Genomic DNA, 19,087 nt, shown 5'->3' on the forward strand with positions numbered 1-19,087 from the left:
CGGCCCGTCCTGTCGGTCCACCGGCGGCCCGGCGCCCCGCTCCGGACCCGCGAGGGGCGGAGGGCAGGGCCGCACGGGGCCGGAGGCCGGTCCTACGCTTCCCGGGGCGGGTGGAGCTCGCCGGTGCGGGCGACGCGGCCGTACCAGCGGGCGCTGGACTTGGGGGTACGGGCCAGCGTCCGCCCGTCGACGTGGACCACGCCGAAGCGCTTCTCGTAGCCGTACGCCCACTCGAAGTTGTCCAGCAGCGACCACAGGAAGTAGCCGCGGACGTCCGCGCCGTCGGCCATGGCCCGGTGCACCGCCGCGAGATGGCCGTGGACGTAGGCGGCGCGCTCGGGGTCGTCGACCGTGCCGTCCGGGCCGGTCGTGTCCTCGTACGCCGCACCGTTCTCGGTGACGACCAGCGGGATCTCCGGATGCCGCCGGGCCAGCCCGGTGAGCAGTTCGTGCAGGCCGGACGGGTCGACCGCCCAGCCCATCGCGGTCGCCCGGCCCGGGGCCCGGTGGAAGCCCACCGTGTCCGCCGCCGGCCAGGGTGAGGCGGCGCCGCCGCCGTGGCCGTCCTGCCGGGCGGGTTCGGCACCCTCGGCGGTCGCGGACACCACGGTCGGTGTGTAGTAGTTGACGCCGAGCCAGTCGAGTCGCTGGTTGGCCGTCCGCTCGTCACCCGGCCGGACGAAGGACCAGTCGGTCAGGCCGGCGGTGTCGTCGAACAGGTCCTGGGGGTAGGCGCCGTCCAGCATCGGGCCCAGGAAGATCCGGTTGCCGACGGCGTCGATCCGGCGGACCGCCTCCCGGTCCGCCCCGGACGGGGTGAGCGGGCGCAGCGCGTGCAGGTTGAGCGAGACGGACAGCCGGGCGCTGCCGGGGAGCGCGGCCCGCAGGGCCTGGGCGGCCAGCCCGTGGCCGAGGTTCAGGTGGTGGGCGGCCCGCAGCGCGGCCACGGGGTCGGTGCGGCCGGGGGCGTGGACGCCCGAGCCGTAGCCGAGGAAGGCGCTGCACCAGGGTTCGTTGAGGGTGGTCCACTGCTCGACCCGGCCGGCGAGTGCCTCGCCCACCAGGGCCGCGTACTCGGCGAACCGCTCCGCGGTGGTGCGCTCCGGCCATCCGCCGGCCGCCTCCAGCTCCTGCGGCAGGTCCCAGTGGTAGAGCGTCGCGACGGGGGTGATGCCGGCGGCGAGCAGTTCGTCGGTGAGCCGGCGGTAGAAGTCCAGGCCCCGCTGGACCGCGGGGCCCCGGCCGGTGGGCCGGACCCGGGGCCAGGAGACCGAGAAGCGGTAGGCGGTCAGTCCGAGGTCGGCCATCAGCCGGACGTCCTCGCGGAAGCGGTGGTAGTGGTCGACCGCCACATCGCCGGTATGGCCCTCGAAGACCTTGCCCGGCGTGCGGCAGAAGCTGTCCCAGATCGACGGCGTGCGGCCGTCCTCGGCGGCGGCGCCCTCGATCTGGTAGGCGGAGGTGGCCGCACCCCAGAGGAATCCGGTCGGGAAGCGGGGGTTCCCGGTGGGGGCCGGTACGGCGGGCACCGGTGAGGCGGAGGAGTCGGCGGCGGAGTCGGCGGAGTCGGCGGAGTCGGCGGAGGTGGTGAGTGGCATGGCGGTGCTCCCAGGGGTGTGCGGGGCAGCGGACGCGGGGACAGGGTCTCAGTTCTTGACGGCGCCGGCGGTGATCCCGCCCACGATGTGCTTGCCCAGGAGGGCGAAGACCAGCAGCAGCGGGACGGTCGAGATGAGCGCACCGGTCAGGACGACCGCCTGGTCGACGCTGTGGTTCCCGGAGCCGAGTCCGGCCAGGGCCACCTGGAGCGTCGGGCTGCCGTCGGGGGTCAGGGCGATGAAAGGCCAGAAGAAGTCGTTCCACGCCTGGACGAAGACCAGCATGCCGAGCACGGCCATGGCCGGCCGCGCGACCGGGAACACCACGTGCCAGACCACGCGCAGGCTGTGCGCGCCGTCGACCCGGGCGGCCTCGACCAGTTCCACGGGCAGGGCGTCCAGCAGGTACTGCCGCATGAAGAACACGCCGAAGGCGGCGACCAGGGAGGGCAGCACCACGGACTGGAGCTGGTCCACCCACCCCAGGTCGGTGATGATCCGGTACAGCGGGATCACGCTGAGCTGCGGGGGGACGGTCATCGTCGCCACCACGGTCGCCAGCAGGACGTTGCGGCCCCGGAACGGCAGCTTGGCGAAGGCGAAGCCCGCGAGGGTGGAGAAGAGCACGGTGGACACGGCCACCAGGGAGGCCACCACCGTGGTGTTGACCAGTGCCTCGCCCATGTCGACCTGGTTCCACGCGAAGGCGAGGTTGTCGAACAGGTGCCGGCCCGGCAGCAGGGGCGCCGGTGCCTCGACGACCCGCTCGCCGGTGTGCGAGGCGGCGACGAGGTTCCAGTAGAGCGGGAAGAGCGAGACCAGCGCGGCCAGGCCGAGCAGGACGTAGGTGAGCGGCCCCGCGTGGTTCCGGCGCCCGGCGGACGGCCGCGGTCGGACTCGCCTGCGGCTGCGCGCGTCGTCGTCGGCTCCGCCGGGGAACGCGGTGGTCGTCGGTGCGGGAGCTGCGGTGCGCACGGATCAGCCCTTCCTTCGACGCGTACGGACGGCCACGGCCCGGAGGGCCCCGGCCAGTAGGAGGAGGAGCAGCATCACCCAGGCGATCGCGGAGGCCTGGCCGAGCGCTCCGGTGACCCAGCCCTTTTCGTACATCAGCAGGCTGAGCGTCTGGAACTGGTTTCCGCTGCCTCCGCTCACCCCCAGGCTGCCGCCGAAGAGCATCGGCTCACCGAACAGTTGGGTCGCTCCGATGGTCGACACCACAATGGTGAACAGGATGGTCGGCCGGATGGAGGGGACGGTCACACTGACGAACTGTCGCCACCGCGAGGCCCCGTCGAGTTCCGCGGCCTCGTACAGGTCGCTGGGCACGGCCTGCATCGCGGCCAGGTAGATCAGCGCGTTGTAACCCGTCCACCGCCAGGTGACGATGACCGAGATGGCGATCTGCGCCGGCCACTTGGAGGACTCCCAGTCGACGGGGTCGAAACCGACCAGGCCCAGTGCGGTGTTGATCAGCCCGTAGTCGCTGTTGAAGAGCTGGGCGAAGACCAGGGTGGCGGCCGCGATCGAGGTGGCGTAGGGCGCCAGGACGGCGACCCGCAGGAAGCCGCGCCCGCGCACCTCCCGGTTGATCAACTGGGCCAGGCCGAGGGCGAGCAGCAGCTGCGGGACGGTGGAGAGGACACCGATGGTGAAGGTGTTCGCGAGCGCGTTCCAGAAGAACTCGCTGTCCCACAGGCCGGTGTAGTTGTCGAGGCCCCGCCACTCGGCGGCACCGCCGAGTTCGACGCGGTGCAGCGAGAGCCAAGCCGTGTAGACCAGCGGGAAGAGGCCGAAGGCGGCGAAGCAGAGGAAGAAGGGGGCGACGAACACGTAGGGCGCCGCCCGTTGGTCCCAGCGGTGGCGGATGCTGCGCCGACCCGGTGGTTCCCGGCGGGTGTTCTTCGGTCCGCCGGCGGCGGGGGGCGGGTCCGGCGGCGGGTCGGACGGCGGGCGGCCGTCGGCCGTCGCCCGGGAGGGAGGGGGCACGGGGGCGTCCTTCCAGGTCGAGAGGTACGGGGAGAGCGGGTGGGGCGGGAGGGCCCGGCCGCGCGGCGGTGCGCCCGGGACCGCCCGCCACGCGGACCGCACCGGGCGGCACCGCGGACGGCACCGGGACGCGCCGGCTACTTCGCGATCTTGTCGTCGATCAGCTTGCGGACGTTGTCCCAGGCCTGGGCGGGGTCGGTGCCGCGCTGCTCGATGTCGAGGATCCCGTTGTCGGTGAGGAAGGTCTTCACCTGGCCGTCCCAGCGGCTGATCGGCACGGGGCGGATACCGGCGGCGGCCTCGGAGTAGATCCGGCCGACCGGCGCGTCCCCGAAGAAGGGCAGCTTCGCGTCCTGGACGGCGGCCGAGGTCAGGGTCGACCTGGAGGAGGGGATGTTGCCGTTGACCGCGAAGACCTTGGCGTGCTGGGCCGGCGCGGTGAGCCAGGCAGCCAGCTTCGCGGCCTCCTCCGCGTGGGCGCCCGACTTGGGCACGGCGAGGAAGGAACCGCCCCAGTTGCCCGCCACGGGGGCCGGAGCGATGTCCCACTTGCCCTGGTTCTCCGGCCCGGCCTGGTCCTTGATGATGCCGGTCATCCAGCTGGGGCAGGCGACGGTGGCGAACTTGGTGTTCTTGAAGCCCGCGTTCCAGGTGCCCTTCTCGTCGAACTGGCGCAGCTTCGCGGTGATCCCCCCGGTGGCTGCCGCGGTCGCGATCGACCAGGCCTTCTGGACACCGGGGCTGTTCCGGTAGTCCAACTCGCCCTTGGCGTCGGCGTACTGGACCGGCTCGCTGGCGACCACGGCATTGAACAGGCCGCTGGCGGAGTCGTGGAAGGCGGTGCCCTCGGGGGCCTTCGACCGGTAGGCGCGGCCGGTGTCCAGGAACTTGTCCCAACTGCCCGCCCAGAGCGCGCCGACCTGGGCGCGGTCGGTGGGCAGCCCGGCCGCGGCGAAGAGGTCCTTGTTGTAGCAGATGGCCATCGGGCCGATGTCGGTGCCGAGGCCGACGACCTTGCCGTCGGCGGTGGTGGCCTGCTTCGTCTTCCAGTCGAGGAAGCCGGCGAGGTCCGCGCCGCCGGTCTTCCCGAGGTCGACCCACTTGCCGGCCAGCGCGGGCCCGGTGGCCTCGGCGATGTATCCCACCTCCACGGCCTGGATGTCGGCGAGGCCGCTGTCCCGCGAGAGCCGGAGCTTGAGGGTGTCCCAGTACTTCTGGCCGTCGGCCACGTTGGACTCGACGATCTTGATGTTGGGGTGGAGGCTCTCGTACTCGGCGTACAGCTTGGCTCCGGTCTCGTTGTCGTAGCCGAAGGAGCCGAAGGTGCCGATCCTCAGGATGACGGTGCCTCCGTCGGCGGCGCCGCCGCTACCACTGCCACCGCTACCGCTACCGCTGCTGCTGCAGGCGGCGAGCACGGCGGTGGCCGCGACCAGGGCCGCGACGGCGGTGGACCGGCGGCGGCCGGGGGTGAATCCTCTGTCGGTGCTGTGCATGCCACTCTCCTCGTCCGGGTGGTGTCGGGAATCGCGCCGATGGGGCGCCGGCAGGGCTCTGCCTGGGCACGGGTGGAAGCACGGCGGGCCTCGCTCGGCCCGACCGGAGCGTGGGAGCGCTCCCATGCCACAGCCGGAAGGTTGCTGCGCGGGTGGGGCGATGTCAAGAGATGAACCCGAACTCGTCCAGCGGGACCCCGATTCACGCTCAGCCCGCCACTTCTCGAACTCACCCCGGCACGCTCCGACGACCCGCCGCGCTAGAGTGGGAGCGCTCCCAATCCTCCGGGGGCGTCAGCCGGCTTGACCGGGCCGCCACCCGGCGCGGTTTCATACGGGGATGGAGACAGCGCCGACGAAAGGCACCAGGCTGTGAGCGGACGACAGACCGGCAGGCCCACCCTGGAGGAGGTCGCGACCCGGGCCGGCGTGGGCCGCGGCACCGTCTCCCGGGTGATCAACGGCTCACCCCGGGTCAGCGAACAGGCGAAGGAGGCGGTGGAGCGGGCTGTCGCCGAGCTGGGATACGTCCCCAACCGGGCCGCCCGGGCCCTCGCGGGCAATCGCACGGACGCCGTCGCCCTGGTCGTCCCCGAGACCGAGAACCGGCTCTTCGCCGAGCCCTACTTCCTGGACATCATCCGCGGTGTGAGCGCCGAACTGGCGGATGCCGACATGCAGTTGCTGCTCACACTGATCCGCACCGACCAGGAGCGGCAGCGCTTCGAGCAGTACCTCGCGGCCCAGCGGGTGGACGGCGTCCTGCTGGTCTCCGTGCACCGCGACGACCCGCTGCCGGACCTGGTCCGCGCGCTCGGCCTGCCCGCCGTCCTGAACGGGCGCCGTTCGGAGAACGAGCCGGTGGCCTACGTCGACTCCGACAACGTCGGTGCCGGCCGGTCGGCGGTCGAGCACCTGGCCGGACGCGGCCGGCACCGGATCGCCACCATCACGGGCCCGCTCGACATGTTCGCCGCCCAGGGCCGCCTCGACGGCTACCGTCAGGGACTCGCCGCCGTCGGCCTGCCGACGGACGACCGGCTGGTCTCCACCGGCGACTTCACCGAGGAGGGCGGCCGCCGCGCCATGGCGGAGCTCCTGGAGCACTGCCCGGACCTCGACGCGGTCTTCGCGGCCTCCGACCTCATGGCGGTGGGAGCCAGGGCCGTCCTGCGCGCCCGCGGCCGCGAAGTGCCCGGCGACGTCGCGCTGGTGGGCGTCGACGACTCCCCCGTCGCCCGCCACTCGGACCCCCCACTGACCAGCGTCCGCCAGCCGATCGAGGAGATGGGCCGCCGGATGGCCCGCGCACTGCTCCGGCAGATCGCCGCGAACGGCGCGGGCGGCTCCGACGTCGAGGAGGACGGCGGTGAGGAGCGGCCCCGCCTGGTGCTGCCGACCGAGCTGATCGTCCGCGCGTCCTCCTGACCGGCGGGCGACCCGGTCCTCGCCCCCTCGCGAATGTGCACCACTCAACGCGAGTGTAGGATCCGGTTCGGCGACAAGCGGATCCAACAGGGGGAATCGCGTGATTGAACTGTCCGACATGGTCCGCGAGTTGAGGCAGCAATTGACGACGGCGCTGGCCGACGGCACGGACGAGGCGGTCCGGTTCGAACTCGGCCCCGTCCAGCTGGAGGCCACGGTCGCCGTCAGTCGTGAGGGAGGTGCGGACGCCAAGGTCCGCCTCTGGGTCGTCGACGCCTCGGCGAACGGAAAGTACGCCCAGGCCCAGACGCAGCGGATCACGGTCACGCTTGTGCCCAGGACCAAGGCCCCCGGCCAGTCGGAGTTCCGCTCCGTCCTCATCGGTGGCGAGGACGTCGAAGGAGAGCGGTGAGCGCCCCCGGATGCCGATCCTGAGCAGCTCGCCTCCGGGCGCCACCCGTCCCGCCGCTCCGCTCAGGGGGTGAGCGGGTGCTGAGGGTGGATCGGGTGGCCGAGATCCTGGTAGCGCCGACCGGTAGCAGCGGCGGCAGACGAGGCTCGGGCTACCTGGTCGCGCCGCACCGCGTGCTGACGGCAGCGCATGTCGTCGAGGGGGCAGCCGGGATACGCGTGCGGTTCGAGGCCGACCGGCCGGGTGAGCGGGTCGTCCCGGCGGACGTGGTCTGGAAGCACCACGGGATCGACATCGCCGTGCTCGCTGTCGGGGATGCCGGGACGGACGTCACCGCCTGCGCGTACGGCCGTCTCGGCGAGCACGACGCCGTCGTACTCTGCACAGCTGTGGGGTTCCCCCGTTTCAAACTGCGCCGGCACAGCGACGGTTCGAGCTTCAGGGACGCGGAGCACATCCACGCACGCTGCGCCGCGCTGTCGAACCGGCGTGAGGGAACCCTCGACCTCGCCGTCGACTCGCCGCCGGGGAAGGATCCGGACGCCGAACGGGACAGCTGGGAGGGGATGTCGGGTGCCGCCGTCTTCAGCGGCGGCCACCTGATCGGGGTAGTCACCCGCCACCACCTGTCCGACGGTCCCGGCCGCATCGCCGCCGGCCGTGCGGATCGATGGGCCGAGGCCCTCCCACCGGACGAACTCGCCTCGCTGGCAGAAGCGGTGAAGGGCGAGTTGCGTCCGCACCTGCTACCGGACGTGCTGCCCGCGCCACCTCGCGGCATCCTCCACGAGTCCTACCGGGCGCAGCTGGGCGACTTCGCACCGGAGGAGTTGCGGGACCGCCGGTGCGAGATCGGTTCCCTGGTCGAGTTCTGCGGCGGACGCGAGCCCTACCTCTGGGTCCAGGGTGCCCCGTGGGCGGGAAAGACCGCGCTCGCTGCCTGGTTCGCCCTGCATCCACCGCGAGGGGTGATACCGGTCTGGTTCTTCGTCACCGCGCGCTATGCCGGTCAGGCCGACAGCGCCGCCTACACCGAGGCGGTCGTCGACCAGCTCGCCGCGATCGCCGGGCGGGAGCCGGTGAGCCGGGACTCGTCCCCGGCACGCAACGGCGAGCTCACCCTGCTGCTGCGTCTCGCCGCGGAGCGGGTCCACGAGGACGGCGGCACCCTCGTCCTGATCGTGGACGGTCTCGACGAGGACCGGTCGCTCCGGCCCGGAGGCACCGGACGGAGCATCGCTTCGCTGCTTCCGGAGCGCCTTCCGCCCGGCGTCCGCGTCCTGGTGACCAGCCGGCCCGGCCCCGGCGTACCGGCGGACGTCAGGGGCGGCCATCCGCTGCGCGGTTGCCCGGTCCTGCGGTTGGCGGCCAACGCGGCAGCGCTCCACACCGAGCACGAAGCCAGGTTCGAACTGCGCCAGGCCCTGTCCGGCACCAGCGCCCAACGTGATCTGGTGGGGCTGTTCACCGCCGCGCGCGGCCCGCTGAAGCCCGAGGACCTGCGGGAGCTCACCCACGAGCCCGCGTTCGAACTGCGCCGACTGCTCGACAGCGGCTTCGGCCGTATCCTGCGGCCGACCGGCAGCGGGTCACCGGAGCCGCTCGGCGAGGGGAGCCTCTCCCCCGAACGGGAGTACGGACACGTGTTCTCCCACGAAACCATCCTCGCGATCGCCCAGCAGGAGTTCGGCCCGGACCTTGCCCCCTACGTGGAGCGGCTGCGGGCCTGGGCCGCTGGCTACGCCCGGAAGGGGTGGCCCGCGAACACCCCTGCCTACCTCCTGCGCCCTTACGGTCGCCTGGCCGCCGACCTGCGCGGTCCCCGGGACACTGCCCTTGCCGTCTCGCTCGTCACGGATCCGCGGCGCCACGCACGGCTGCGCACGGACACCGACAACGACGCCGTGTGCCTGGCGGAGATCGCGGCGGTGCACGAGGCGGTGCGCAGCCTCGGGACGGACGACCTGGTCGCGTTGACGGCACTGGCGGTGGCAGGCGACCTGGTGGCCCGCCGCAACGAGGATCTGCACCTGGCGGTGCCTGCCGTCTACGGCCGCCTGGGCAGGGTCGGGCTCGCCGTCGGGCTGGCCCGCAGTGTCTTCCATCCGCTGAACCGGGGCCTCGCCCTGGCGAAGCTCGCCCACGTCCTCGGCGAGGCGGGTGACCGGCGGGCGGTGGGTCTGGCGGAGGAGGCCGTGCGGCTTGCCGAGGGAGAACGGACCGGGCGCGACGCGGACGCGGCCGCAGGGTCCTGGTGGCACGCGAAAGGGGTCCACGCCGCCGCGCTGGCGCGTACGGGCCGACGGGCCGAGGCGGTCTCCCTCCTCACGGAGCTGTTCCGGGCGGAAGGCGAGGAGGCCGTCGGATTCGTTCAGGCGGTGTCGTTGGCGGCCGTCGCCGTAGGGGATGCGGGATCGATGTCCGGTTTGCTGCGGGCGGCGGAGGACGCCGTCGACGGCACCGCTCTCGCGCCGCACCATCGTGCGCAACTGCTCAGCATGCTCGCGCAGGTATGGGCGGACTGCGGCTGCCCGGACGAACGGGACCGGCTGCACGACACGTTGCTGGCCCTGGTCCGGCAGAGCCCTCACGACCTGCGCCTTCCGCCGATCGCCGCCGAGGCTGTGCGCGCCACGCGTCCCGGGCTCGCGGACGAGCTGGCCGCAGCCGTCCTGGCGGCGTGGGCCGACCCCGGCTCGCCCGCCGGGATCGGCGGCGGGCCCGGCGCGGTGTACGCGCTCGTCGCCGGACACCGCATGGAGGAGGCCCGCCGGCTCGCCTCGACCATGGAGCCCGACGTCACCGCGAGGGACTGGCTCGAACGGAGCTACGCGTGGGGTGCGATCTCACGGACCCTCGCCGAGGGATGGGCGCGCGACGGCCGGGCCGCGGCGGCCTGGGCCGCGCTCGCACCTTCGTGGAGCAGCACCACGGTGGACCTCTACCGGCCCGGTAGCGCCGCGACCGTCGCGGAGTTGCTCGCCGCGTCCGGGCGGAGCGAGGAGGCGGAGGAGGGGCTCGCCACCGCGGCGGGCGTGCCCCGAGGGGTCTTTGCCGAAGCAGTGACCGCACTGGCCCACCATCACGCGGCGGACGATCCGGACCGGGCGCTGCGCCTGCTCCACCGGGCTGTGCGCGGGCCCGCCGGCGGCGGGCGGACGCTCTCCGTGTACCAGCAGGACCAGTTCGCCGACCTGGCAGGGGGGATGGCTGCGGCGGGTCGGCCCGACGACGCCGAGCGGCTGGTCGCGGCGCTCGCCGATGCCGGTGTACGGACCCGGGGTTGGGCCGCGGTGTCGCTGGCTGTTCCGCTGTCGGACCATGACCTCGCCCTGCGGCTGGCCGAGCGGGCCGCGTCCATGCTGCCCGAGGTCGAGGATCTCGGGCGGACCCCGGGAGTTGTGACCTCCGTCGTTCAGGCGCTGGCCCGGATCGGTGCGACCCGAAGACTGTCCGAGGTGCTGGACGCCCACCAGGAGACGTGCTCGCCGTTCTCGGACGATTTCCGGCAGGCTCGGATCCAGGCGGTCGCGCTGCTGTGGCCGCACGCCCCGGACATGGCAGGCCGCCTCGCGGACATGGCTCTTCGCGAGCTGGCCGAGGCCACGGCGAGCAACACGCGCGTCGCCGAACTGCTGATCGCCGTAGGCCGTCACGACCAGCGGCGGGCCTCGGCCGCCAGGGATCTCCTCGACTCCCGCAACCCCGGTTCGTACCTTTTCCAGCTGGCTCAGCAGAAGCGGCGCGGATGGCCCGGGGGTCCCCCGAACTGGGTCGACCCCGTGCTGGCAGGCCTGCTCGAGGCCACGGTCGACCGTGACCGGGCCCTTCGCGGATACATCGATCCCGTCGTGGCCCAGGAGGGGGAGTTGCCGCTGCCCGGTTCGCGAGCCGGGGCGGTGGCGCTGGTGTACGCGGCGCTCGGAGATCACGACGCGGCACTGGCCCGGGCTCGGCGAGCCCGTAGCGAGGCCGAGCGCTCGGAGGTTCTCGCGCATCTCGCCGCCCACGCCGCCTGCCTGTCGACCGACTCCGTGGCGGTGCCGTTGTACGAGGACCGGGACGACATCCTCCCGGTGGTCCGCCGACTGGCCGCCCAGCTCCTGCCTTCGTCCTCCGGCCCCGACCTCCCCCGCGCCAGGGCCTTGGTCGCGGAGGCGCTGACTCCCCGCGGCTGGCACCACGCCGTACCGGTGCTGTCGAGCCTGGCACCAGCGGCGCTCCTCCGGGCAGGGGCGAGCGTGTTCGAGGACCTCGAGATCGTCCTCTGACCGGGCGTTTCGTTCCCGAGTTCGGAGATCCACGGATCCGGGGGTTCCTCCGGACGGCGCCGGCGACCCGCGAGCCGGCGCCGTCCGGTAGGCGCTCGGTATCGACCAGCGCCTCTGGCGCGCGGACGGGTCGGCTGCCGGATGGCGCCGTCCCACCGCCGGTCACCGGTCACGGGTCAACGGGGCAATGACGTTGTCATGAGCCCGTCCCGAGGACTGCTCCCGGCCCGCCCCCATAGGCTCGGCCTCGGTCCGAAGGGATCGACCGGTACCGGGAATCACGCCGCGACGAGCTCGCGGCCCGGCGTCGTGACCTCGCGCTTCCTGTTCGGCAGCGAGAGCCGGAAGACCTTGCGCCACGCGGAGAACACCTGCTTGGGCAGCGGCCCGGTGACGTACTCCAGCTCGTACTTCTCGAACAGCGCGCGCACCTTCACCGCGACCTCGGCGTACCGGTTGCTCGGCAGGTCCGGGAACAGGTGGTGCTCGATCTGGTGCGACAGGTTGCCGGTCATGAAGTGCATGGCCCTGCTGCCGCTGATGTTCGCCGAGCCCATCATCTGGCGCAGGTACCACTGGCCGCGCGTCTCGCCCTCGATCGACCGGCGCTCGAAGACCTGAACGCCCTCGGGGAAGTGCCCGCACATGATCACCGAGTGCGACCAGATGTTGCGGACCAGGTTCGCGGTGAACGTGGCGGCGAGCGTGGTGGGGAACGACGGGCCCGACAGCAGCGGGTGGACCACGTAGTCCTTGAGCGCCTGCTTGCGGATCTTGCGGCCCACGGCCCTGGCCCGCGCGCGGAACTCCGGGTCCTTTCGGCGGCTCCTGTGCAGGTTCTTGCCGAGCTCCAGGTCGTACGCCGCGATGCCGTACTCGAAGAAGCAGGCGTTGACGAGGTTCCACAGCGGCTGGCCGAGGTGGAACGGGTGCCACTTCTGGTCCTCGTCGACGCGCATGATGCCGTAGCCGAGGTCGTTGTCCTTGCCGATCACGTTGGTGTACGTGTGGTGCAGCTCGTTGTGCGAGTGCTTCCACTGCTCGGACGGCGAGACGTGGTCCCACTCCCAGGTGGTGGAGTGGATCTTCGGGTCCCGCATCCAGTCCCACTGGCCGTGCAGGACGTTGTGGCCGATCTCCATGTTCTCGATGATCTTCGCAACGGACAGACCGGCGGTGCCGAGCAGCCACGCGGGCGGGAAGATCGAGAACAGCAGCACACCCCGGCTGGCCAACTCGAGCTTCCGCTGCGCCGAGATGACCCTGCGGATGTAGGCGGCGTCCTTCTCCCCGCGGCCGGCGATCACCTCGTCGCGGATCGCGTCCAGCTCGCGGCCGAGCTCCTCGATCTGCTCCGCGGTCAGATGGGCGGTGGGGTCGATGGCGGTCAAGATGCTCCTACCGTTCGATGTCGCAGGGGCCCGCCGCGGCGGACACACAGGTCTGGATGAGGACGCCCGGCTCGGCCTCGGTGATCTCGCCGGTGCGCAGGTCGCGGACGGCGCCCGCTCTGAGCGGCGTGACGCAGCCGAAGCAGATCCCCATGCGGCACCCGGACGGCATGAGCACTCCGGCTTCCTCACCGACGGCCAGCAACGGAGTGGCGCCGTCGGCGGCGACGGTCCTGCCGGTGGTGCTGAAGGTGACCTCGCCGCCGTCGACGCCGGCACAGCCCTCGCCGGCCACGGCGGTGACGGGGCGGAAGCGCTCGGTGCGCAGGCGCTCCCGCACGCCGTGCCCGGCCCAGTGATCCTCTGCGGCGTCGAGCAGGCCCGCCGGGCCGCAGGCCCAGGTCTCGCGCTCGGCCCAATCGGGCACGAGTTCGCCGAGACGGGCGATGTCGAGCCTGCCGTCCGCGGCGGTGTGCACCTCGGTGAGACGCAGCTTCCCGACCGCGACCAGGTCGCGCAGTTCACCGCGGAAGATCACGTCCTGCGGCTTCGGCGCGCAGTGGACCATGACGACGTCGTCGAAGTCGATGTCGCGCAGCATGCCCATCACGGGTGTGATGCCGCTGCCGGCCGTCAGGAAGAGCACCTTGGCGGGCGCGGACAGCGGCAGCACGAAGTCACCGGTCGGCTGTTCGAGCCGGACCAGCGTGCCCGGTGCCGCCCTGCGGATCAGGTGGTTGCTGACCTTGCCGTCCCGGACCGCCTTCACGGTGATCGTGATGCGGCCGTCCCGGCGGTCCGTCGGCGAGGTGATGGAGTAGGCGCGCCACAGCCGCGTCCCGTCGACGTCGACCCCGATCCGCACGTACTGGCCGGCCGTGTGACCGCGCCAGTCCCGTCCCGGTCTGATCACGACGGTCGCGGCGTCACCCGTCTCGGGGTGCACGGCCTCGATGCGCCCACGCAGGTCTGCGCCCGCACGGAGCGGGCCGACCAGGTCGAGGTAGTCCGACGGCAGCAGCGGCGTCGTGACCATCTCCAGCAGTTTCCAGGCCCTGCTGCGGAGGGCTGTACTCGTCATGACTCCAGCTTGCTGCGCCTCAGGGCGTAAAGTCCTGACCACAGGATGTAAATCTGTCCGGTCCAATTGTTCGCAGGGAACAAACAAGGAACAAGAACGTGAGCCATGCAATCGTGAGCCATGCCATGTGGAGGGTCGGCGAACCGGCCCTGGACGGGCCGACGGTCGCCGCACTCCGGGCCACGCTGAAGGCCACCGCCGACGAGGTCGTCCAGGCGATCATCGACGAGGTCCCCTCCTACGCCAACGCCCTCTCGGGCCGCATGGGAAGCACCATCCGTCGGGCCGTCCGCACCGCGCTGGGGCACTACCTGGACCTCGCGAGCGGGAACGCCACCGGCGGCGACGCCGGTGACGCGGCCTACGAGCTCGGCCGCGACGAGGTGCGCGACGGCCGTTCGATGGACGCCCTGCTCAGCGCCTACCGCGTAGGGGCCCGGGTGGCCTGGCGGTGCCTGGCGGCGGGCGCCGTGCCCGCGGGTCTGCCCGCCGCCGAGGTCGCCAGGTTCGCCGAGCTGACCTTCGCCTACATCGACGAACTCTCCGCCGCGAGCGCCGCGGGCCACGCCGACGAACTGGCCGCCCGGGGCCGGGCCCACGAGCGCCACCTGGAACACCTGGCCCGCGAGCTCCTCGCGGACGCGAGCCCGGACGTGCTGCTGGCCTCCGCCCAACGGGCCGGGTGGCAGCCCCCGGTGTCGCTGACCGCGGTCCTGCTGCCCGCCGACCAGGCCCGGCCCGCCTACCGCACGCTCGACCCGGGCACGCTCGTCCTCGACGACCTGCCGGACGCCACCGGTGTGCTGCTGGTCCCCGACGCGGACCGATCACACCTCCTGCGGCGGCTCACCGACCGCACCGCCGTCGTGGGTCCCGCCCGGCCGTGGACCCGCGCGTCCGCCTCGTACGCACGCGCCGTCCGCGCGCGCTCCCTCTCCCCCGACATCCGTGACACCGAGGAGCACCTGCCCGAGCTGGTGCTGAGCGCCGACCCGGACGCGTTCGCGGACCTGCGCGCCCGAGCCCTCGCACCGTTGCGGCCCCTGCCCGTCGCGACCGCGCGGCGGCTGGAGGAGACGCTGCGGGCGTGGCTGCTGCACCAGGGCAGGCGGGACGAGGTGGCGGCGGCGTTGTTCGTCCATCCCCAGACGGTCCGGTACCGGATGACGCAGCTGCGGGAGCTGTTTCCGGACCTCGCATCGCCGCACCGGGTCCTCGAACTGACGCTGGCCGTGGGACCCGGGGCCGCCGGGGTGTCCGGGGCGGGGGTGGTCGGGTGAGCGTCAGGGTTCGGTCCGGCCGTACGCCGGGGCCGGGTCACCGGACGACGGCGGGGGTGCGGTCGTCGAGCCACGCGGTGCCCCAGTACCGAGGAGCGGGTCCGCTCCGGTGATCGCGAGCGACACGGGTTCCAGGCCCAGTTTGCTCCGGGACGAGCCGACCGCCCGGGTGACCCATGCGGCCACCGCGCCGCGGTCTTCCGCCATCGCGTGCAGCTCACGTGTTTTCTCCTGGGCATCGACCTCCCAGGGCGCCAGCGGCTCCTCTCGCAGGACCCGCTCGAAGTGACGGCGGGCCGTGCCCGGGGCCCCGACCAGGGCGGACGCGATCCCGGCGTCGAAGCCGTCCCAGAGGAATCCGCGACGCACCGGCCTTGAGGTGATGTCCCGGGCTGCGTCCGGCAGTGACGGGAACCTCTCCCTCAACGCGGTCACGTTCGCGGCGGCCTGTCGGCCGAGGTCGAGGGCCAGCCGCGTGAACTGGTTCTCGGCGCGGAACGGTTCGGGGCCGACCCGGGCGGCGTCGATGTGGAAGGCAAGGTGGCCCACGTCGTGCCAGAGCCACATCGCGCCGACGTGCAGACCGCTGCCGGCGGTCCGCGACGGGGTGAACTCCACAACCCCGAGCCGCCACCCCTGATCGTCGACCCACAGCCGCGATCGCCCCCTTCGGGTCAGGCCGAGGGGCTCCAGGCACTCCCGCGCCGCCAGGGTGATGATCCGGGGAGCCGGACTGCGATCTGCCATGACCGGCATTGTCGACCATCCCACCGACACCACCGTCGGCGCGGACGGTACCGACCCACCAGAAGATGACCAGACCGCTCCCGTGGCCCGCACCGGTCCGGATCGGCCGCGAAGGTCGAAGGTCCTCCCCGCGCAGACGGGGGTCAGCCGAACGTCCTGAGAGTGTGCCGTCCATCTTCGCGTCTCCTCTGCGTGGGCAGGACCGGAGAACCAGCGCGCCCGGCCCGGCAACCGGCAGGTGTGCCGACGGCCATGTGCCTTCGGGCACGAGACCTGCCGGTCGGTCATGACCGACCGGCAGGTCTGGAGAAGCACCTCCGGGCGCGCCGACGCGGTCATGACCGGCCCCTCGGCCACCGGCCACCGGCCACCGCGACCGAGGAACCACCCTTCGACGGCGGGGCTCCGATCGGCACCGTGCCGCCGTACCGGGGCGGTGTCAGTGTCCCGTGCCATGGTGCGGCTCATGATCAACGAACACCTTGAGGACGTCGACTGGTCGTCGATGGGGCACGCCTACGGCTCGGCCGAGGAGGTCCCGCTGCTGCTGGAGCGGATGGCCTCCCCCGACCCCGAGGTCCGGGAGGAGGCCTTCCGCCGCTTCTACAGCGCCGCGCACCACCAGGGCGACGTCTACCGTTGCACGACGGCGAGCATTCCGTTCCTGTTCGCGCTGGCCGACGACGACCGCACTCCGGACCGGGCGGCCGTTCTCGGGCTGCTGCTGAGCATCGGACGCGCGGCGCTGGACTGCGACCCCGAAGGCATCTACTGCAGCCCGGCCGGCGACATGTCGACGCCCTACGCGGAAACCGTGCCCCGGATGCGCGAGCACGCCGCCGACTTCGAGCGCTACGCCGCCGACCCGGACCCGGGCGTGCGCCGGGCCGCCGTGCCGGCGCTGGGCCTGTTCCTCGACGACACCGACCGGGCGTTCGCGCTGCTGCGCGAGCGGCTGGCCGCCGAGAGCGGCACGCTGGAGCGGCTGCTGGCCGTCGAGACCGCCGCCGTCCTGGCCCAACGACTGCCGGCTGCGCTCGGCCCGGTCACGACCTGGCTCACCACCCTGGCCACGGACCAGGCCCTGGACGCCGACATCCGCCTCGCCGCCCTCGTCCACCAGGCCGCCTGCACACCGGAGACGATCGGCACCGACCTCGTCCCGACCGCCACCCGCCTGCTCCGGCAGCTCGCACCCGAACCCGAACCCGAGGACGAGCCGGACGCGGAGCCGACCGCCTGCGGACAGTGCGCCGCCTGCACCGCGGCCGCCGCCGAAGCGGCACCGAACCCGACGGTTCCGCCGCAGCTCGCCGCCGTCTTCGCCGACCTCGACCGCCACGGCCGCACCCACGCCCCCACCACCGAACTCCTCACCACCCTCCACCAAGTCCTGGACGACCGCATCGCGGAGCGCACCGCCCTGCTCACCGCCCAACTCACCCACCCGGACCGGGCCACCCGCCACGACGCCATCCCCATGACCAAGACCCTGATCCGCTCCTGGCGCGGCGACCACACCCACCTCGTCCAACTCCTCGCCGACCAACTGCGCCCCCACGACCCCTACACCACCGCTGAAGCCGCCGAGGCCCTCGGCCAACTCCCGCCCACTCTCGCCGAACCCGCCCGCCAAGCCCTCGCCACCCTCGTTGAAGCCCACCACTCCGCCCACGGACCCACCGTGTGGGCCTCACCCCACCCACTGCTGCGCCGCGCCCACCAGCACGCCGTGACAGCACTGGCCCACCTCGGAGACGCGCGGGCCCTGCCCGACCTCCTGACCGCACTGGACACCGGAGTCGACGCCTGGCGCGCGACAGCGGCAGCCGGCCACCTCCCCCGGGCAGCGGACGAACTCCTGCCCCGCCTGACCCGGCGCCTGGCCGATGCGGACCTCTCCCAGGACTGGTCCTGGTCCGAGGCCAGTGTGCTGGTCGCCGCCCTCGGCCGGCTCGGCGACCCGACGGCCGTGCCAGCACTCACCACGGCCCTCGCCACCTGCATTCGCCACGAGAACCGGCCCGGCACAACCGCGGCCCTCCACGCGCTGACCCGCTTCGGCACCGACGCCAGCCGCGCCCTGGACAGCATCCGGCCCCTCGCCGACGCCGAGGACCCGGACCTGCGCCTCGCCGCGACACAACTCCTGTGGGCCGTCGAACACGATCCCGCCGATGCCGTACCGCGCCTGACCGAGCTTCTCGACACCCACAAGCAGAGCGGTGCGGTCGATGCCCTGGGTCGGATCGGGGCGCCGGCCGCCGCGGCACTGCCCGTCCTGCGGGCGCTGCTCCAGGACGGGTACGAGTGGACCCGGCTCCACGCCGCCGCCGCGATCCACGACATCGCCGGCCCCGCCGAGACGGAGGCGCTTCTGCCGGTGCTGCTGGAGGCCTGGGACAAGAACGAGGCGACGACCGGCTACGTCCTGGAATGCCTGCAGCGGATGGGCCCCGCCGCCGCGCCCGCCCTGCCCCGGATCCGTGCGGAGCTCGCCCGACCGCGCCGCACCGGCGGATTCTTCGGCGGCATCGACGAGGACGAGGCTCTGCAGCACACCGCCCGGGTCCTCATCGACCAGGTGTCGTGAGCAGTCCGGGCCGGGTCGGGGACCATTGCGGTTGGCAGGTGGTGCGCAGCAGGGGCACCCCGGTCTACGACGCGCGGGACCAGGCGCGGGGGGCAGCCGCACGGTCTGCCCCTGCGGCTGCGGGGAGGACCAGGTGGTGGACGGACACCAGGGGCAGCCGTGAGCGGGGTCGGAAAGTTCTGACCCCCACTTCGTCCCGCACCTGCGGGGATGATCCGTGGCCGACACCCGTCCGTGAAGACAGCAGACTCGTGCCACGCCTTGTCCGACCGAGGTCCCGCTGCGATGGGGCCGTCCCGCGCAGTGCGAGGGACGGCCCCGGTGTTTTCTGTTGCGACCATGCAGTGGGTCAGTACCCGCTGGTGGTCACAGTGTTGTTAGCGGCGTTCCAGTAGGCGTATCCGTGCTGGAAGTCGGTCCGGCGGCCACCCGGGACTGCGTGCTCGCCGCGTGTGGGGTAGCCTAGCCAGCTTCGCTCCCAGCCGAGCGATGCCCACCGTTTGCGGATCTCATCTCACCGAGTACTGGTTGGGCGCCAGTGCCGGGTGTCCAGTAGACGGAGTTCTCCCAGCCGTCGGTGCGGCGGAAGCGCCCGCTACGGCCGCGTCGACCTGCTCTGCATCGACGAACTGGGCTACGTCGAACTGGACCACCGCGGTGCGGAGATGCTGTTCCAGGTTCTGACGGAGCGGGAGGAAAAGAACAGCGTGGCCATCGCCTCGAACGAATCGTTCGGAAAAGTGCACATGTTCCGGCGAACCTGTGCCAGGCGGCGCCGAACCGTCACGGGTTCCGGCAGGA

The 19,087-nt window shown here is 72.6% G+C and carries 13 protein-coding genes and 2 pseudogenes; 6 read left to right on the plus strand and 9 right to left on the minus strand.

Annotated features, from left to right (window positions below; genetic code table 11):
* Window positions 1-92 precede the first annotated feature (92 nt).
* From BI06_RS39725 to BI06_RS39740, 4 genes are all read right to left on the minus strand, one after another.
* A complete protein-coding gene (locus tag BI06_RS39725) occupies window positions 93-1,598 on the minus strand; it encodes a GH1 family beta-glucosidase (RefSeq protein WP_078880058.1) in 1,506 nt (501 codons plus the stop codon).
* A gap of 48 nt (window positions 1,599-1,646) precedes the next feature.
* Window positions 1,647-2,573, minus strand: coding sequence for a carbohydrate ABC transporter permease (locus tag BI06_RS39730; protein WP_030394443.1), 927 nt, complete (start codon window positions 2,571-2,573; stop codon window positions 1,647-1,649).
* 3 nt (window positions 2,574-2,576) lie between these two features.
* Window positions 2,577-3,587, minus strand: coding sequence for a carbohydrate ABC transporter permease (locus BI06_RS39735; protein ID WP_051742854.1), 1,011 nt, complete (start codon window positions 3,585-3,587; stop codon window positions 2,577-2,579).
* 137 nt (window positions 3,588-3,724) lie between these two features.
* The gene (locus BI06_RS39740; RefSeq protein ID WP_043476689.1) at window positions 3,725-5,083 is read right to left on the minus strand and encodes an ABC transporter substrate-binding protein; all 1,359 of its coding nucleotides are present in this window, start codon (window positions 5,081-5,083) and stop codon (window positions 3,725-3,727) included.
* Between the two features lie 372 nt (window positions 5,084-5,455).
* On the opposite strand from BI06_RS39740, the gene BI06_RS39745 reads away from it, so the two are divergent.
* From BI06_RS39745 to BI06_RS39755, 3 genes are all read left to right on the plus strand, one after another.
* Window positions 5,456-6,511: a LacI family DNA-binding transcriptional regulator gene (locus BI06_RS39745; protein ID WP_043476693.1), complete on the plus strand. Its 1,056-nt coding sequence runs from the start codon at window positions 5,456-5,458 to the stop codon at window positions 6,509-6,511.
* Window positions 6,512-6,611: 100 nt separating this feature from the next.
* The gene (locus BI06_RS39750; RefSeq protein WP_043476696.1) at window positions 6,612-6,923 is read left to right on the plus strand and encodes a trypco2 family protein; all 312 of its coding nucleotides are present in this window, start codon (window positions 6,612-6,614) and stop codon (window positions 6,921-6,923) included.
* 95 nt (window positions 6,924-7,018) lie between these two features.
* Window positions 7,019-11,194 (plus strand): trypsin-like peptidase domain-containing protein, encoded by a 4,176-nt coding sequence (locus BI06_RS39755; RefSeq protein WP_158516522.1) that lies wholly within the window; start codon window positions 7,019-7,021, stop codon window positions 11,192-11,194.
* A 278-nt stretch (window positions 11,195-11,472) separates the two neighbouring features.
* On the opposite strand, the gene BI06_RS39760 is transcribed toward BI06_RS39755, so the two are convergent.
* Complete coding sequence (locus BI06_RS39760) at window positions 11,473-12,585, minus strand: acyl-CoA desaturase (RefSeq protein ID WP_043476702.1); 1,113 nt, start codon at window positions 12,583-12,585, stop codon at window positions 11,473-11,475.
* Window positions 12,586-12,592: 7 nt separating this feature from the next.
* A complete protein-coding gene (locus tag BI06_RS39765; protein WP_369826370.1) occupies window positions 12,593-13,666 on the minus strand; it encodes a ferredoxin reductase in 1,074 nt (357 codons plus the stop codon).
* A 113-nt stretch (window positions 13,667-13,779) separates the two neighbouring features.
* Here BI06_RS39765 and BI06_RS39770 point away from each other — a divergent pair, with 113 nt between their 5' ends.
* Complete coding sequence (locus tag BI06_RS39770) at window positions 13,780-14,946, plus strand: CdaR family transcriptional regulator (protein ID WP_043476707.1); 1,167 nt, start codon at window positions 13,780-13,782, stop codon at window positions 14,944-14,946.
* 3 nt (window positions 14,947-14,949) lie between these two features.
* On the opposite strand, the gene BI06_RS39775 is transcribed toward BI06_RS39770, so the two are convergent.
* A complete protein-coding gene (locus BI06_RS39775) occupies window positions 14,950-15,693 on the minus strand; it encodes a hypothetical protein (protein WP_149030632.1) in 744 nt (247 codons plus the stop codon).
* A gap of 466 nt (window positions 15,694-16,159) precedes the next feature.
* Here BI06_RS39775 and BI06_RS39780 point away from each other — a divergent pair, with 466 nt between their 5' ends.
* On the plus strand, window positions 16,160-18,286 hold the full coding sequence (locus BI06_RS39780) for a HEAT repeat domain-containing protein (RefSeq protein WP_043476849.1): 2,127 nt from the start codon (window positions 16,160-16,162) through the stop codon (window positions 18,284-18,286).
* A 349-nt stretch (window positions 18,287-18,635) separates the two neighbouring features.
* Here BI06_RS39780 and BI06_RS55715 read toward each other — a convergent pair whose 3' ends face one another.
* Both BI06_RS55715 and BI06_RS55285 read right to left on the minus strand, forming a co-directional pair.
* Window positions 18,636-18,794, minus strand: a complete 159-nt coding sequence (locus BI06_RS55715) for a hypothetical protein (protein WP_107113510.1) — start codon at window positions 18,792-18,794, stop codon at window positions 18,636-18,638.
* Window positions 18,749-18,856 (minus strand): annotated as a pseudogene (locus BI06_RS55285) (hypothetical protein); the annotation flags it as partial. The pseudogene BI06_RS55285 and the gene BI06_RS55715, both read right to left, overlap by 46 nt.
* Window positions 18,857-18,876: 20 nt before the next feature.
* On the opposite strand from BI06_RS55285, the pseudogene BI06_RS52675 reads away from it, so the two are divergent.
* Window positions 18,877-19,053, plus strand: a pseudogene (locus tag BI06_RS52675) (ATP-binding protein); the annotation flags it as partial.
* Window positions 19,054-19,087: the final 34 nt, after the last annotated feature.

Origin of the sequence: Kitasatospora sp. MBT66 (assembly GCF_000710405.2) — a bacterium.
Taxonomy (GTDB): Bacteria; Actinomycetota; Actinomycetes; order Streptomycetales; family Streptomycetaceae; genus Kitasatospora; species Kitasatospora purpeofusca.